Origin of the sequence: Methylobacterium sp. NFXW15 (genome assembly GCF_049887755.1) — a bacterium.
Classification (GTDB): Bacteria; Pseudomonadota; Alphaproteobacteria; order Rhizobiales; family Beijerinckiaceae; genus Methylobacterium.
This window is the reverse complement of record NZ_JAGEKG010000004.1, coordinates 228252-243552: the sequence shown is the minus strand read 5'-3', so window position 1 is coordinate 243552 and position 15301 is coordinate 228252. Positions and strand designations below refer to the sequence as shown.

16 protein-coding genes and 1 tRNA gene are annotated in these 15301 nt (G+C 65.0%); 4 read left to right on the top strand and 13 right to left on the bottom strand.

Annotated features, from left to right (window positions below; translation table 11 throughout):
- Positions 1 to 121 precede the first annotated feature (121 nt).
- From J4O73_RS11165 to J4O73_RS11140, 6 genes are all read right to left on the bottom strand, one after another.
- Positions 122 to 1066 (bottom strand): electron transfer flavoprotein subunit alpha/FixB family protein, encoded by a 945-nt coding sequence (locus J4O73_RS11165; protein ID WP_426217272.1) that lies wholly within the window; start codon positions 1064 to 1066, stop codon positions 122 to 124.
- Positions 1067 to 1139: 73 nt separating this feature from the next.
- The gene (locus J4O73_RS11160; RefSeq protein ID WP_426217270.1) at positions 1140 to 1889 is read right to left on the bottom strand and encodes an electron transfer flavoprotein subunit beta/FixA family protein; all 750 of its coding nucleotides are present in this window, start codon (positions 1887 to 1889) and stop codon (positions 1140 to 1142) included.
- A gap of 161 nt (positions 1890 to 2050) precedes the next feature.
- Positions 2051 to 2623: a cob(I)yrinic acid a,c-diamide adenosyltransferase gene (locus tag J4O73_RS11155; protein ID WP_426217268.1), complete on the bottom strand. Its 573-nt coding sequence runs from the start codon at positions 2621 to 2623 to the stop codon at positions 2051 to 2053.
- A 42-nt stretch (positions 2624 to 2665) separates the two neighbouring features.
- A complete protein-coding gene (locus J4O73_RS11150; protein WP_426217266.1) occupies positions 2666 to 3298 on the bottom strand; it encodes an acyloxyacyl hydrolase in 633 nt (210 codons plus the stop codon).
- 126 nt (positions 3299 to 3424) lie between these two features.
- Positions 3425 to 3610 (bottom strand): twin transmembrane helix small protein, encoded by a 186-nt coding sequence (locus J4O73_RS11145; RefSeq protein WP_378970958.1) that lies wholly within the window; start codon positions 3608 to 3610, stop codon positions 3425 to 3427.
- A gap of 103 nt (positions 3611 to 3713) precedes the next feature.
- Positions 3714 to 4475, bottom strand: a complete 762-nt coding sequence (locus J4O73_RS11140; protein WP_426217264.1) for a zinc-ribbon domain-containing protein — start codon at positions 4473 to 4475, stop codon at positions 3714 to 3716.
- A gap of 206 nt (positions 4476 to 4681) precedes the next feature.
- Between J4O73_RS11140 and ftsE the strand changes: the two genes are divergently transcribed.
- The 3 genes from ftsE to J4O73_RS11125 all read left to right on the top strand — a co-directional run bounded on the left by ftsE (position 4682) and on the right by J4O73_RS11125 (position 7285).
- Positions 4682 to 5374, top strand: a complete 693-nt coding sequence (gene ftsE, locus J4O73_RS11135; protein ID WP_378975486.1) for a cell division ATP-binding protein FtsE — start codon at positions 4682 to 4684, stop codon at positions 5372 to 5374.
- Positions 5371 to 6333, top strand: a complete 963-nt coding sequence (locus J4O73_RS11130) for a cell division protein FtsX (RefSeq protein ID WP_426217262.1) — start codon at positions 5371 to 5373, stop codon at positions 6331 to 6333. Before ftsE ends, J4O73_RS11130 begins: the two co-directional genes overlap by 4 nt.
- Positions 6334 to 6487: 154 nt before the next feature.
- Complete coding sequence (locus J4O73_RS11125) at positions 6488 to 7285, top strand: YdcF family protein (protein ID WP_426217260.1); 798 nt, start codon at positions 6488 to 6490, stop codon at positions 7283 to 7285.
- Positions 7286 to 7292: 7 nt separating this feature from the next.
- Here J4O73_RS11125 and J4O73_RS11120 read toward each other — a convergent pair whose 3' ends face one another.
- The 7 genes from J4O73_RS11120 to J4O73_RS11090 all read right to left on the bottom strand — a co-directional run bounded on the left by J4O73_RS11120 (position 7293) and on the right by J4O73_RS11090 (position 12834).
- Positions 7293 to 7619 (bottom strand): hypothetical protein, encoded by a 327-nt coding sequence (locus J4O73_RS11120; RefSeq protein ID WP_426217258.1) that lies wholly within the window; start codon positions 7617 to 7619, stop codon positions 7293 to 7295.
- Between the two features lie 5 nt (positions 7620 to 7624).
- The gene (gene ptsN, locus J4O73_RS11115; RefSeq protein WP_426217256.1) at positions 7625 to 8092 is read right to left on the bottom strand and encodes a PTS IIA-like nitrogen regulatory protein PtsN; all 468 of its coding nucleotides are present in this window, start codon (positions 8090 to 8092) and stop codon (positions 7625 to 7627) included.
- 145 nt (positions 8093 to 8237) lie between these two features.
- Entirely contained in the window at positions 8238 to 8834 is a 597-nt protein-coding gene (gene hpf, locus J4O73_RS11110; RefSeq protein ID WP_378970947.1) for a ribosome hibernation-promoting factor, HPF/YfiA family, read from the bottom strand.
- Positions 8835 to 8978: 144 nt separating this feature from the next.
- Positions 8979 to 9662, bottom strand: coding sequence for a hypothetical protein (locus tag J4O73_RS11105; protein ID WP_426217253.1), 684 nt, complete (start codon positions 9660 to 9662; stop codon positions 8979 to 8981).
- A gap of 203 nt (positions 9663 to 9865) precedes the next feature.
- Entirely contained in the window at positions 9866 to 11317 is a 1452-nt protein-coding gene (locus tag J4O73_RS11100) for a hypothetical protein (protein ID WP_426217252.1), read from the bottom strand.
- A 658-nt stretch (positions 11318 to 11975) separates the two neighbouring features.
- Positions 11976 to 12052: transfer RNA gene (locus tag J4O73_RS11095), tRNA-Pro, on the bottom strand.
- Positions 12053 to 12129: 77 nt separating this feature from the next.
- Positions 12130 to 12834, bottom strand: coding sequence for a 4'-phosphopantetheinyl transferase family protein (locus J4O73_RS11090; RefSeq protein ID WP_426217250.1), 705 nt, complete (start codon positions 12832 to 12834; stop codon positions 12130 to 12132).
- A 46-nt stretch (positions 12835 to 12880) separates the two neighbouring features.
- On the opposite strand from J4O73_RS11090, the gene ligA reads away from it, so the two are divergent.
- The gene (gene ligA / locus J4O73_RS11085; RefSeq protein WP_426217249.1) at positions 12881 to 15301 is read left to right on the top strand and encodes an NAD-dependent DNA ligase LigA; all 2421 of its coding nucleotides are present in this window, start codon (positions 12881 to 12883) and stop codon (positions 15299 to 15301) included.

Here is a 15301-nt window from a genome sequence, read left to right as displayed (position 1 = left end):
GTCTCAGCTTTCTAGACCAATCGCAAGGGATGAAGGAACCCAGGGAAGGCGTGCAGTGCAATAATCCGGTCCCCGCGTCGCTCGGAGTGCGCGTGAGGACCGGCGGCGCCTGGATCCGCCCTTACTTGGCCTTGGCGATCTCGGACTGCAAATCGGGCACGACTTGGAAGAGGTCGCCCACGAGCCCGTAATCCGCCACTTGGAAGATCGGAGCGTCCTCGTCCTTGTTGATGGCGACGATGACCTTTGAATCCTTCATGCCGGCGAGGTGCTGGATCGCGCCGGAAATGCCGACCGCCACATAGAGATCGGGAGCCACGACCTTGCCGGTCTGGCCGACCTGCCAATCGTTCGGGGCGTAGCCCGCATCCACCGCAGCACGCGAGGCACCGACGGCCGCGCCAAGCGTATCGGCCAGGGGCTCGATCAGCTCCTTGAACTTGTCGGCCGAGCCAAGCGAGCGTCCGCCGGACACGATGATCCTGGCCGAGGCCAGTTCCGGACGGTCCGACTTGGCGATCTCCTCGCTTTTGAAGGTCGAGCCCGCAGCCGAGGCCGTGGCCGAGACCGGCTCGACGGCGGCGGCCGAACCACCCTCGCCTGCCGCTTTGAAGGCGGCCGTGCGGACGGTGATCACCCGCTTCGGCCCGGGAGCCTGCACGGTCTGGATGGCATTGCCCGCGTAGATTGGGCGCTCGAACGTATCGGCCGAGACGACCTTGATGATGTCCGACACCTGGGCGACGTCGAGCAGCGCGGCCACGCGCGGTAGGACGTTCTTACCGGTGGTGGACGCCGCCGCGACAATGGCGTCGTAGGGCTCGGCTACGGACTGGATCAGCGCCGAAACCGGCTCGGCGAGGTCATGGTCGAAGGCCCCATCTTCAGCCACCAGCACCTTCTCGATGCCTTCGAGCTTTGCCGCGGCCTCGGCAGCGGCCTTCGCGCTGCTGCCTGCCACCAAGGCGTGCACCGGGCCGCCCATCTGATTGGCTGCCGAGAGCGCCTTCAGCGTCCCGTCCTTGATCCGTCCGTCGGCATGCTCGACGTAGAGAAGCGTGGTCATGTGCGGAAAATCCCCGTTGCGTGGAAGCCGCGCTCGACCCTGAGAGGGAGCGCGGCTCGGCGTGACGTAAGGGTCAGATGACGCCTGCTTCGATCTTGAGCTTCTGCACCAGCTCGGCGGGCGAACCCACCTTCACGCCAGCGGAGCGGCCCGGGGGCTCGGCGGTCTTCAGCACCGTCAGCTTCGGCGTCACGTCGACACCGAGAGCCTCGGGAGAGTGTTCGTCGAGGGGCTTCTTCTTCGCCTTCATGATGTTCGGCAGCGACGCATAGCGCGGCTCGTTGAGGCGAAGGTCGGTCGTGACGATGGCGGGCATCTGAAGCGCGACGGTCTGGAGGCCGCCATCGACTTCACGGGTCACGTCGATCGTGCCCTCGCCCATTTCGAGCTTGAAGGCGAAGGTGCCCTGCGGCCAGCCAAGAAGGGCGGCGAGCATCTGGCCGGTCTGGTTCGAATCGTCGTCGATCGCCTGCTTGCCGAGGATGACGAGCTGCGGGCTCTCCTTCTCGACGACGGCCTTCAGGAGCTTGGCGACGGCCAACGGCTCGCAATTGACGTCGGTCTTCACGAGGATCGCGCGATCCGCGCCCATGGCGAGGGCGGTGCGAAGGGTCTCCTGCGCCTGCTGCGGGCCGATCGACACCGCCACGATCTCGGTCGCCTTGCCCTTTTCCTTCAGCCGGATCGCCTCTTCCACGGCGATCTCATCGAAGGGGTTCATCGACATCTTGACGTTCGCCAGCTCCACGCCGGAGCCGTCCGCCTTCACGCGGATCTTCACGTTGTAGTCGACCACCCGCTTGACGGGCACCAGAACCTTCATGGGGATCGTATCCTTCCCGCTGTTATTCTTGGTGAACGGGGATTGGTGCGGCGCTGAGCGCGTGCGACAGCCTCCCCGCGAAAGGCGGGCGGACCGTAACGGCCACATTTCTGCCTTGTCAACGCGGCGTGGCAGAGCAGCCCCGATCCGCTGCGATACCGTCAGCGGTTCGCGCCGGGCACCCAGAGAACGTCGTCGGCCCCGTTGTTGTTCGCTGCGCGGCTCGCGACGAACAGGAAGTCCGACAGGCGGTTCAGGTACTGGATCGCCTCGGGGGATACGACCTCGCCTTCGGTCGCGGCGAGGTGGACCGCGAGCCGCTCGGCCCGGCGGCAGACGGTACGCGCGAGGTGCAGGTAGGCCGCGCAGGGTGAGCCGCCCGGCAGCACGAAGGACTTGATCGGCGGGATCGTCGCGTTCAGCGCGTCGATGTCCCGCTCAAGCCGCTCGACCTGTGAGGCAACTATCCGCAGAGGCTCGTAGGGCAGCGGCTCCGGCCCCTCGGGCGTCGCGAGGTCGGCGCCGAGATCGAACAGGTCGTTCTGCACGGCACTCAACATGCGGTCGAGGTGCTCGTCCGCATGCAACCGGGCGAGACCGATGCAGGAATTCGTCTCGTCCACGGTGCCGTAGGTTTCGACCCGCAGGTCGGCCTTGGACCGGCGTTGGCCATCGGCCAGGGCCGTCGTGCCCTTGTCGCCGGTGCGGGTGTAGATCCGGTTCAGCTTGACCAAGGGGTGCTCCCGCCCGTCCCCCGGCGAAGCGGCCGGAGGCTCTTAGAAAGTGTAGCCGATTTTGCCGCCGTAATTCGTCAGGCCGCGGTTGTTGGCGCAGAGGCCCGCGTTCGACATGTGCTCGACGGTGGCCATGATGCTCCAGTGCTCCGTCAGGCGATAGCCGAGAGCGGCGGCCTCACGGAAGAGCGGCGAGCAGCCGAGGGTGTTGAAACCGTAGGGCGTTCCTGCCTTCGGGCCGGTATAGCCGTTATGCGCGGCGCCGCCGAAGAAGCCGTCGATGAACACCTTGCGGCCCAACGTCTCCGGGAACACCTCGATAGTCCAGGTGGCGCCGAGATAGGCGTAGCTGGTGCGGCCGCCGGTATTGTAGCTGCCGCCGATGGTCGCCCTCGGGATGAAGGCCTGCCAGAAGGGATCCTGGAATACGAGCGGCTTGGCGAACAGGATTTCGCCGTTGATGTTCTCTTTCGAAAAGCCGCGTGCCTTGCCCTCCGCGCTGCCGGGGTCCTGCACCGCGCCGCCGATACGGATTTCCGACACGATGCTGAGCGGCTGCACCGGGGGCGCGTAATAGGACGGCGCCGGGGCGGTACGGAGATCCGCAGCAGAGGCGGGCGCCAGGGCCGAAGCCGTGACGAGGCCGGCAAGGAGGGCGCGGAAGGTGGCGGTCATGCGGGCTCGGTCGGCGTCGAAGCTACTGTTCGCCGAGAGCGTATCACGGAGCTGAGCCGTTGGGCCGCGCTTCATCCGTCGCAACTTTGAAAACCGGCGCCTGCGGCACCTCGGTCACAGTGTAGGTCAGGCGGACCGCCACCAGACCACGCCCATGATCAGAACGATGGCGACGAACTGAAGCAGAACGCGCAGGCGCATCAGTCTTTGGGAGACGCTTGCACTGCCCCCGCGCATCATGTTCGCGAGGCCGAGCAGAAGGACGACGGCCACGGCGAGGCAGGCGACGAGGACAAGGCTGTTGGACGACATCGCAAAGGGTCCCGGTCGGCGCATCCCTGAAGGGCTTGCGTGAAACCCTATAGCGGTCGTCGCGCGCCCGCGCAGCCCGGTGCCCGCAGCGGAGTGTCGCGGCTCAGCGCTTGTCCGTTGCGGCGTCGGCGAAGCGAAGCATCACGGCCCGGCCCTGCGCGGGCGGATCGGTGAGTTTCGCATGGAAGCGAGCCGACTCGCCGTTTGCGAGGTTCGGCCGCGGCGCCGGTGCTGGGAACGACTTGATGATCCTGCCGGCGGCATCGCTGATGTCGATACGGAGTCCCGGTACCGGAGCATTGGCCCGTCCGACGCCGACGAGATCGCCCTCCACCACCAACTCGGCAGAGCCTTCATCCCCGCCGGGATTCTGGAAGGCGACGACGTCACGGATCTCCAGTCCCCGCCGGTTCACCGGCAAGCCGATGGCGGCAAAGGCCGAGGCCGTTTGCGGAACGAGGCCGACGAGACCGGTGCGGGCAAGACACGCAACCGGCAAGGCGGCCAGCAGTGTGAGGCCCAGGATCGCGGGCGGCGACAGGAAGGCCTTGGCGGCAAAGGGTTTCGCCTTCGGCTTTTTCATACCCTTCTTCGGCGAAGCTTTGCGCTTGCCGGGCTTCGGCTCCTCCGGGGGAGCTTCCGGCTCGGCCGTCTCGCGCACGGCGGCGGCGGCTTCGGCCCAGGCCGCGTCGGAAACGTCATCGGAGGGGCTGAGGCCGGGTTCCGGCGCTTCCTCGACGGCCGCATCGGGGGTAAGGAACCATGTCTCCCGGCAGGCGGCGCAACGCACCGAGCGTCCCTCCGGCCCGATCTTCGCCGCATCGATGCGGTAGCTGCTGGCGCAGGTCGGGCAGGTGATCAACATCGGCGAGAACTCGACGCGGCCGCCCCTGCCCTCGCAAGAGAGGCGTGGGGGAGAAAACTCTTGAGAAATGGTGCCCGAACGGGGTTAACCTCGCGTGAAGCCACGAGGGCTGGCCCCACCCCCCGCGCGGTCAGGCCCGCGCGGCGAGCTTTCAGAACCTAGCCTTCGGGCGTAGCGGCGGGACGGCGTTGAACGTTCAGGCAACCATGAAGAGCCTGCTGCCGGGTGCCGAACGGCCCGTGGTGCAGTTCGAGCATGTCGGGATGCGCTACGGCCTCGGGCCGGAGGTGCTGTCGGACGTGAGCTTCCGCATCGCGCCTCATTCCTTCCAATTCCTCACCGGCCCATCCGGCGCGGGCAAGACGACGCTGCTGCGGCTGATCCTGCTCTCCGTCCGCCCGACGCGCGGCACCGTCGCCATCTTCGGCGAGGAAGTCTCGGGCATTTCGAGCGAAAAGCTCACCATGCTCCGGCGGCGGATGGGGGTGGTGTTCCAGGATTTCCGCCTGCTCGACCATCTCACCACCTACGAGAATGTCGCCCTCCCCCTCCGCGTGCAGGGCCGGGCCGAGACGAGTTACCGCGCCGAGGTGGTGGAGTTGCTGCGCTGGGTCGGCCTCGGTGAGCGCATGCACGCGCTGCCGCCCCTTCTCTCCGGCGGAGAGAAGCAGCGCGCGGCCATTGCCCGCGCCCTGATCGCCCGGCCGGATCTGCTCCTGGCCGACGAGCCCACCGGTAACGTCGATCCGGCCCTCGGCCGTCGGCTGCTGCGGCTCTTCCTCGAGCTGAACAAGCTCGGGACCTCCGTGATCATCGCCACCCACGATTTCGGCATCATGGATGCCGTCAATGCCCGCCGCATGGTGCTGAATGCGGGCCGCCTTCGGATCGAGGAATGAACATCGCCGCCAGGGCCCGGGCACGCGCTGCGGCGGCGTTCCCGGCGGACCCGACCCTCCCCGCCAACCTGAGGCGCAACGCGCCTCTCGTCCCGACGGACACCGCCGCAGGTCGCTCGCTCGCGGCGGTCATCGCCATTCTCACCTTCCTCGCCGGGCTCTGCGCGGGGGCTGCCGAGATGGTTGCCGCCAATGCCGGACAATGGCAGGCCAGCGTGGCGCAGGAGGTGACGATCCAGGTCCGCCCCGGGCCCGGCCGGGACGTCGATGCCGATGTCGCGCGCGCGGACGGCATCGCTCGCGCGGAGCCGGGCATCGCGCGCACGCGAATCTTCTCCAAAGCCGAATCGGAGCGGCTACTCGAGCCGTGGCTCGGCACCGGGCTCGACCTCACCGACCTGCCGGTCCCGCGCCTCATTGCGCTCAAGATGTCCGGTGACACCGCCGACCTCACCCGCCTGCGCACCAAGTTGACGGACGCCCTGCCGGGCGTTGCCAGTCTCGACGATCACGCGCTGTGGTTGCAGCGGCTGTCCACCGCCGCCAACGCCTTCGTGGGCGCGGGCATCGCGCTGGTGATGCTGGTCCTGGTGGCGACCGGCCTCGCGGTCACTTTCGCGACGCGTGGCGCCATGGCGGGCAACAAGGAGGTGGTCGAGGTTCTTCACTTCGTCGGCGCGGGGGACGACTACATCGCCCGCGCGTTCCAGGCCCGCTTCTTCGGCCTGGGTCTGCGGGGTGGCGCCATCGGCGCAGCCTGCGCCATTCTCGCCTTCCTCATCGCCGGGCTCATCACCGGATCGTCGTCGTCCGGGCCGGCGGGCCAGGAGATCGAGGCGCTGTTCGGGTCCTTCCAGATCGGCTGGAGGGGCTTTGCGAGCATCGCCTTGATCGGGGGAATCGCATCCCTCGTCACCGGGGCCGTCTCGCGCATCACTGTGCGGAGATACCTCGCGTAGTTGCGTCCAAGAGCAATCACGCAATTACAGGCGGCGAACTGCCGACGATTCTTAAGTGTTTGGCAACCAGTTGGGAGAGTGATCTGTGGGCAGCCGGAGCGGCTGCCTCCACGGCGCCTCATTCGGCGCTAGGCTCCGGAGGATGAACACGCGGATGACGCGCGCTCCCGTCTCTCTCGCGACCGATGCCATTGGCTGGGTCTGGAACGAGCAGGTGCCCGCCTCCCCGGCCAAGGGGACGGGCCATAAGTCCGGCGGGAAGCCGGGCCGGACGAGCCGGGGGTTGGTCTATTACTGCGGCGCTGCCGTCGCGGGCTTCTCCTTCGTCGCCTTTATCGCGGGGTTCCTGGCCTTCGCCGGACACCTCGCCCGGCAGGAGCGCACGCCAGAGGGTCGCACGGACGGCATCGTGGCTCTCACCGGTGGGGCACAGCGCATCGGCGACGCCATCGACCTTCTGGCCGCAGGCTATGGCCGCCGCCTCCTTATTACCGGAGTGAACGAGCGGACGAGCCGGGAGGAGATCGCCCGCCTCAACCCGACCCAGCGCCAACTCATCGATTGCTGTGTCGATCTCGACTACCGGGCGCGCAACACGATCGGCAATGCCATCGAGACGCGTCGCTGGATGCGGGCGCACCATTTCAGCACCGTCGCGGTGGTCACGTCGAACTACCACATGCCGCGCACGCTGATCGAACTCGACCACGCGTTGCAGGAAAACGAGCGCATCGTTCCGCATCCGGTGGTGACCGGGGGATTCAATGTCGATGCGTGGTGGCACAACCCCTGCGCGGCGAAGCTCATCGCCTCGGAATACGTGAAATTCCTCGTGAGCTGGGTTCGCACCCGCTTCGAGGATGATCCCGAACGGTCGCGGGCCGCGATCCTGATCGGCCGCCGCAAACCCATCAAGATGGTCGCGGAGCCGATGCTGCGTCGGCTCGATTGAGCGGGGGCTATTGCCCCTTGCAGCGCGTGCGGATCGCCTCGGCGAATTCCTTCTCGGAGCCCTGCACCTGGGCGAGGCCCGCATTCCGCTCACCCCCGGAGAGGCAGCGGCCGTAGACGGCCGCGACCCGGCGCATGGTGTCGACATGGCGGCGCCAAACGCGGCAACTCTTGGTGATGTCGCTCAGCTCGGCCTGTTCCAACTGGTCCAGCGCCTGCCGTTGCATCGATTGCGCCACCACCACATCGCGGGGGCAGGTCGCATCGCCACCCTGCGCAAGGGCGGGCGCCGTCGCGAGGCTCAGGGCCAGCACGGTAAAAGTCGAACGTCTCATCGGCATCAGGCGGCCTGGGGCGCAGCGTTGCGGGTCAACAGCGCGTAGAGGGCTGCCTCGTCGCGGGCCGCCCGAATGCTGCCGAGCATGCCCGGCTCGCGCAGAACGCGCGCCACTTGCGCCAAGGCCTTGAGATGGTCCGCCCCCGCCCCTTCCGGCGCGAGGAGCAGGAACGCGATATCGACGGGCTCACCATCGAGCGCCTCGAAATCTACGGGGCGGTCGAACCGGGCGAACAGGCCGAACAACCGGTCGAGCCCCGCGAGCTTGCCGTGGGGAATGGCAACGCCTTCCCCGATCCCCGTCGAGCCCAAGCGCTCACGCTGAAGAAGCGTTTCAAACACCGCCCGGTCCGCGAGCATCGGCAGGCGTTTCACGGACTGGCTCGCCAGGTCCTGCAGCACCTGCTTCTTCGAGCGGGCGCGCATCGGGGAGACCACCGCATCGGGGGCCAGAAACTCGAGAAGTGGCATGGAACGATCGTTGCCCCGCCGCCTAGCTCCCCCGGGGAGCCGGCCCCCTCAAGATCGCCGTAGCCGCCCCAGAGACGGAAACGCTCCTGTCCAAGTGTCGGACGTGGAGAGCGGTTCCGGCCCCATTCTGGCAACCCGATCGAGATCAGGCGCCGCTTGTCGGAGGATCGACCCAGCCGATCGCCCCATCACTGCGCCGGTATACGACGTTGATGCGGCCGGTGCCAGCGTGGACGAAGACAACGACGGGGGATCCTGTCATGTCCAGGGCGGTCACCGCCTCACCCACCGTATGGCGCTGGAGGGACTTGGTGCTCTCGGCGACGATCGGCGGATGGGCGTCACCCTCGTCCTCCGGCTCGGCATCCTCGTCGTCCGGTGCAGCGAGGACCGCGTAGGCCGCCTCCATCGCCGCGTCATCGCGGGAGGCCGTCGCATGCTCCTTCAGGCGATGCTTGTAGCGGCGCAGGCGGGTTTCCAGCCGATCCGCCGTTTGCTCGAAGCTCGCCCTCGGGTCATGCGCCGCGCTCACCGCCTCGATCGTCAGGCCGGAGACGAGATGGAGCACGCAATCCGTTCGGTAGGCGCTCCCGTCTCGGCGCAGTGTGACGTGGCCGGTGCATCCGTCCTGCATGTGGGTGTCGAGGTATTTGGACAGCGTCGCGGCCATCCGTTCCTCGACCCTGGTGCGCAGGCTTTCACCGAGATCCACCCCGTGGCCGGTGACGCGCAGAGACCTCATGCTCCCTCCCGTGCTTGTCGAAGCGGGGAAATTAGAGACCGCTTTTCGTGATAGTCAACGGACGAGCGACGGTTTCGGCTGCCACCTCAAGCGGTGCCGGATGGTAAGAGTTGCAAACCGTTAACCATTCCGTCCTTACGGTCGTCACGCCCCGGTTGGGAATTCGCGATGACCCTGTTGTTCATCTTCGCCGTCGTTCCCCTCACCGTCGCCATCGTTCTGGCGCGCGGCGAGCCCGTCAGGACCATCAGCTGCCTCGGTGCCATGAGCGTCGGCTGCTTGATCGCCTTCTACAGCCTCTTCGGCTTCGTCCGCGCTCGTTTCTTCGGCGCCCTGCGCTGACGCGGAGCCCTCGTTCCACGCGATGTCGAGGCCCCTTGTAAGGGCGACGCAGCCTCGCATGGCCGACAGCGTCGAGCGCAGGGCCTCTTCCAGTTCCACGACCCTTGCCGTCAGCACAGCAGCGGCGGCTTCGGCCGCATCGGCCGCCTGACCCTGCTCCCTCAGAGAGGCGAGAATTTCCTGAGTCGCGGCCCGCGCTTCCCGGCGCTCCCGCTTCAGCCGCTCGACCTCGCCTTCGGCCTCCTCAGCCCGGCGTTGCCAACCGCTGGCCGCGACGTTGGCTTCCAAGGACGCGACGCGCCTGCGGGCATCATCGAGCTGTGAGCGCAGGCGAGCGGCATCCGTTTCGGCCGAGGCGGCACGGAACTCCGCATCATGCACTTCGGCCAGCGCGGCGCGGATGTTCTGGGCATCGAGGAGGATGCCGTCATCGGCAAAGCATTCGGCCAGCGCCACGAGCGACTGACGCTGCGCCTCGGTCAGCACCGACCCATCCCAACGGAAGACAGCATGGATACGGAGTAGTCGCCCCGCCCCGCCGATGTCGAGCGTTATAGCGACAAAAGCGCGACGATGCTGTGGGCGCAGCCATCCGCCGATCACGCACCCGGACGGCAGGATCCACGATCGTCCGATCGAGAGAGATGACCGATCGTTGAGGGCGACCATCACTACGCGGAGACGATCACTCATCGCCGCGTAGCGAGGACAACTAGCAGGCGGCGATCATGCCAGATGCCGCCTTCGAGAGCGCCGTATTGCAGATAATGCAGCAGCGGATCGATATGCGCCGCCGCCACGTCGGCATTGGCCGCTAGATACGTGCTCGTGTCGAAGGAGGGTCCTGGGTTGCGTCCCTCCTTCCAGCCAAACTGGTCGTAATGCGCCAATGGGTCCATGTGGGCAGCGGCTACATCTTGATAGTGCGCAAGATAGTAGGTGGAATCGAAATAGGCATTGCCCATCCGGCCTCCCTGCCAACCCTCGCTGCTGTAATGCTGATAGGCGAAGGCGAACGTATCTTTACCCGACTGCAAGGCAGCCTTCGCCACATCAGGATTGGCTAACAGATAATATTCAGGATCGAAGGAGCCGTGAATAAAATCGGAGGCTTTTCCGATTGCAGAATAAGTCTGGCGTCCTTCGGCTTTGCCGTGTTGCAGGTAGTGTGCGAGCGGATCCATACCATCCGCCTTCACATCGGGATTATGAAGGAGGTATAAATCGGTATCAAAGTTTGCTCCGGGATCTCGTCCTTCCTTCCACCCGAACCGGTCGAAGTGATTTAGCGGATTGATTCCATTTTTTGCGACGTCAGCGTTGGCTGCGAGATAGCCAGCGGTCGAAAAGAAATCATTCGGATCTCGATTTTCATGCCAGCCGTACTGATTGTAATGCTTGAGCGGGTCAGCATGGGCTCGCCATGCATCTGAATATTTATAGTAATAAAAAAGATTATCAATAAGTGGCGAGCTTGATTTCAAATCAACAGTGCCGTCACTAAATTTGTAATGCGTCATCCCAGGGATGCCTTGATGCAAGCCATCGGGACCGCTGACCGTGATGCCTTTGGCGTTGGCGCTGAGATGTGCGTCGGAGAATTTAAAGTCGAAAGTCTGTGTCGTGGTGAGAGTGTAAGAGACTAGCGCCGATCCAATGTTTCCAGCTTGGTCCTCGACGTTCGTTGTAAATTCATACGCTCCGGATCCCCGGAGGGAGAGACGGGCCGACCAAGTTTTATCAGAATTCACTGAAACATTGCCAAGGTAATAATTCCCAAATTTTATCGACATCGGATAACTAAAGTCGGTCGAAACTGGAGCTGAGCCGTTGGTATCATCGATGGTACCATCGATTCTAATTTCTCCCCCGACGAAGGCATTCAACGGGGCGTCGGAGACGGAAAGAGTAACAATATTTGCGATTTTAATGATTGGCTTTACAGTAGTGTATGTGACTTTGACGGGGCCAGTTGCGAAAAAAGGATCGGTTTCACCCGTCGATGAATAGTCTGTGGCTGTGAACGTTTGAGTTTGCCCTGTTGTCGTGAACAGATGGGCGTCATCTAATAGAATGCTCCATGTCCAGTCTTTGCCAACAGTATCGCTAGTGCCAACTAAATTGTTGTTTTCGTCGGTCACTCGGACGGTTGTGCCAGGTGTTGCGTAGCCGTGGAGAGTTTGACTGTTGATATATTTCGACGTCTTCGCATATAACAATGCCGTTCTCCCCTGTTATGACTCGAATAGGCGCGGACGATATGCGTTTTAATGGCATGTTTTGTTTCATATCAAGCTATTTCGCGTCCGGTTGCGATTTTTGCGATCGATTTGTTGCGTCTTGCGCGCTTGAGCGTCGTTGCAAAAAGTTATATGTGTTCGAAAACAAGAATTTTGTACAACCTGCGGTGGCTATATGCGCGCAAAATACAGGTGAACATTCACATAAACATCAATAATATATTTGTTTAATCAGCGAAGCACGCTGAATGTTGCCCGCGTAGCCGTGCAAACTACCGTATTGGGGCGAGCAGAGTATATCGATTGTCTTCCGACTTCGGCATCATCGGCCGCGCTTCGCTTCGCTTCGCTTCGGCGCAGAAGCGACGGCAAAAATCCCGAGCTGTGACGTCCGCGGATTGTTCGTTGAACAACGGCAAATGAGAATGCAGCGAGGTCGTTGGACAGAGCAGAGAGCGATTGCTTGGAACGGCACGTAGGATGATAAAGGCGATATGCGCTGCAAAATCAGCGCTCCGCTCAAAACATCAAACCGATGTCGTGCAGAACTCGGGAATTTTGGTCGGAGTGGCAGGATTTGAACCTGCGACCCCCACGTCCCGAACGTGGTGCGCTACCAGACTGCGCTACACTCCGAAGGCCGGTGGGCGCTGTGCGCGACCGGCGAGGCGGCTTATAGCGACGCCTTTCTCAGGCTGCAAGCGCCTCGATCATCATTTCGCATCGAACCCGTCCGTCCACTCTGTCGGAAGCGCGCGGTGTGCGATGGCGAGACCGGGTGCGGTGATCGCGGCCGTGGCGAAGACGTCCGGTCCCAGACCGAGGCTCGCCAGCGACCAACTCCTTGTTCCTTCTGCCATTCGCAGCATTTCTGGCGGCTGGGGCGGGACGGTGACCGAGAAGCTCGAGAGCGGTCGCGACAGACCGGCACCGAGCGCTTTCACCACCGCTTCTTTTCGTGTCCACAGGCCGAAAAAGGCGGCCTCCTGCTCGGAAATGAGAAGAGCTTCGAGCGCGCGGGCCTCATCGGGGGCGAAGTGGCCGCGCGCGATACGAAGCGCATCCGGCAGGGGCCTGCGAATTTCGACATCGACGCCGATGCGCCCTTCACGGGTGAGACCGATGAGGGCGATCTCGCCCGAATGCGAGAGATTGAAATCCAGCCCCGAGTCCGAGGGCGCGCTCAGGTGCGGCCGCCCCGTTTCCTCGCGCCCGAAACGGAGCTCGCCGGGCGGCAGGTCGAGTACGTGGCCCAGCACGACGCGCAGCGCGGCATGGCTCGTGATGAAGCGGTCCCGGTCCGCCTGCCGCAGGAACCGCGCGGCACGCCGCGTCTCGTCCTCATCGAGCAAGGCGGTGCAGCGAGCGAGGCGCCGTGGATCGAGGCCGAGAGCGACGATGACGACCTCGCTGCTCACCGCATCCGCCCTCTCCACTCGCGGCCTGATGCGCTAGAAGCCCGGCATGGCCGCCGCACAATCCGAACCGTCCCGCATGACCGCCGAAGAGGCCCGAGCCGCGCACGCCGACCTGTCGGAGCGGATCGCCGAGGCGGATCGCCTGTACCATCAGGAGGATGCGCCGGAAATCTCCGACGCCGAATACGACCAGCTCCGCCGACGGCTCGAAACCATCGAGGCCGCTTTCCCCGAACTGGCCGGGACAGGCGCGGCCAGCATCGCGGTGGGCGCCAAGCCGTCAGAGAAATTCGCCAAGGTGCGGCACGCAGTGCCGATGCTGTCGCTGGGCAATGCCTTCGCGGACGAGGAGGTCGCGGATTTCGTCGCCCGCGTCCGCCGGTTCCTGGCCTGGCCGGAGGATAAACCCCTCGCCTTCACCGCCGAGCCGAAGATCGACGGCCTGTCCCTGTCGCTGCGCTATGAAGACGGCATGCTGGTCACGGCCGCGACACGAGGCGACGGCGAGGTGGGCGAGAACGTCACCGCCAACGCGCTGACCGTGAACGACATTCCCCGCAAGCTGAAGGGCAGCGGCTGGCCGAGCGTTTGCGAGGTGCGTGGCGAGGTCTACCTTTCGCATGCCGACTTCGCGGGCATCAACGCGCGGCAGGAGGCGGCGGGCAAGCCGCTCTTCGCCAACCCACGCAATGCCGCGGCGGGATCGTTGCGTCAGCTCGACCCGGCGGTGACGGCCTCGCGGCCCTTGCGCTTTTTTGCCTATGCCTGGGGCGATGTGTCCGAGCCGCTCGCCGACACGCAGACAGGCGTTCTCGAGCGCTTCGCCACCTGGGGTCTGCCGGTAAATCCGCGCACGCGGACCTTCACCGATACGGAGGGCATGCTGGCCCATTACCGGGCCATCGCCGCCGAGCGGGCCGATCTCGGCTATGACATCGACGGCGTCGTCTACAAGGTCGATGACATCGCCCTTCAGAAGCGCCTCGGCTTCGTCTCGCGCTCGCCCCGCTGGGCGCTGGCGCACAAGTTCGCCGCCGAGGAAGCGACGACGGTGCTGGAAGACATCGTGATCAATGTCGGTCGCACCGGCTCCCTCAACCCGTTGGCGAAGCTGCGTTCCGTCACGGTCGGGGGTGTCGTGGTGTCGAACGCCACCCTGCACAACGAAGGTTACGTGAGAGGCGTCGGCGCCGATGGCGAGCCGATCCGCGAGGGGCGAGACATCCGCATCGGCGACACGGTGACGGTCGTCCGCGCGGGTGACGTGATCCCCAAGGTGATGGATGTCGACATTGCCAAGCGTCCCGCCGAGTCGAAACCCTTCGAGTTTCCCGACCATTGCCCCGCCTGCGGCAGCCGCGCGGTGCGAGCGGTGAACCCGCGTACGGGCAAGCTCGATGCGGTGCGCCGCTGCACCGGCGGGCTGATCTGCCCGGCCCAGGGTGTCGAGCGGCTGAAGCACTTCGTCTCACGCAACGGCTTCGACATCGAGGGGTTCGGCGAGACCTATATCGAGGTGTTGTTCGAGGCCGGGCTCGTTCACCAGCCCGCCGACCTGTTCCGCCTGGATTTCGATAAGCTCAAACAGGCCGTGGTGGCTCGTCGCGAAGCCCTCTCCGCCGAGCGCCGGGCCGGGGCCGAGCCACCGAAGAAGGCAGCCAAGAAAAAGGGCGACGACGAGGACAAGGCGATCAAGAACCTCCTCGCCGGGGTCGAGGCGCGCCGCGCTCTGCCGCTCAACCGCTTCATCTTCGCCCTCGGCATTCCGCAGATCGGCGAAGCGACGGCCAAGGCCCTCGCCAAGCGCTTCGAGGACATGCAGGCGCTGATCGGGGGAATCGACGCGGCGGCGAAGGCCCAGGGCGGCCCGGACTGGATCGAAATCTCGTCCGTCCCGCGCATCGGGCCGACCACCCGCGACAGGCTGCTCGATTCGGGGTTGCCGCCCGAGGCCGGGGAAGCCGCAACCGGGGAGCGCGTGCGCCTGACATCGACCCAGCGCGAGAGCCTCATCACCCATTACGGCGATCTCGATACCGCCCGCTTGGCCCTGGAACGGGCGGCGGGACAGCGCCCCGGCGACGCCTATCGTGCCTTTGCCGATGACGGAGAGGTCGGCCCCGTCGCGACCGACGCGCTGATCCAGTTCTTCGCGGAGCCGCATAACGCCTCGGCGGTGGGCGAACTTCTCAAGGAGGTCCGCACCGAGCCGATGGAGCGCGCGGGCGCCGCGAGCCCCTTCGCGGGCAAGACGCTCGTCTTCACCGGAAGCCTCGAACGGATGACCCGCAACGAGGCCAAGGCCATCGCCGAACGGCTGGGGGCGAAGGTATCGGGCTCGGTCTCCGCCAAGACCGATCTCGTCGTGGCCGGTCCGGGCGCGGGCTCCAAATTGAAGGACGCCGAGAAGCACGGTGTGAAGGTTGTCAGCGAGGCCGATTGGCTTGGCCTCGTGGAGCAGGGATGA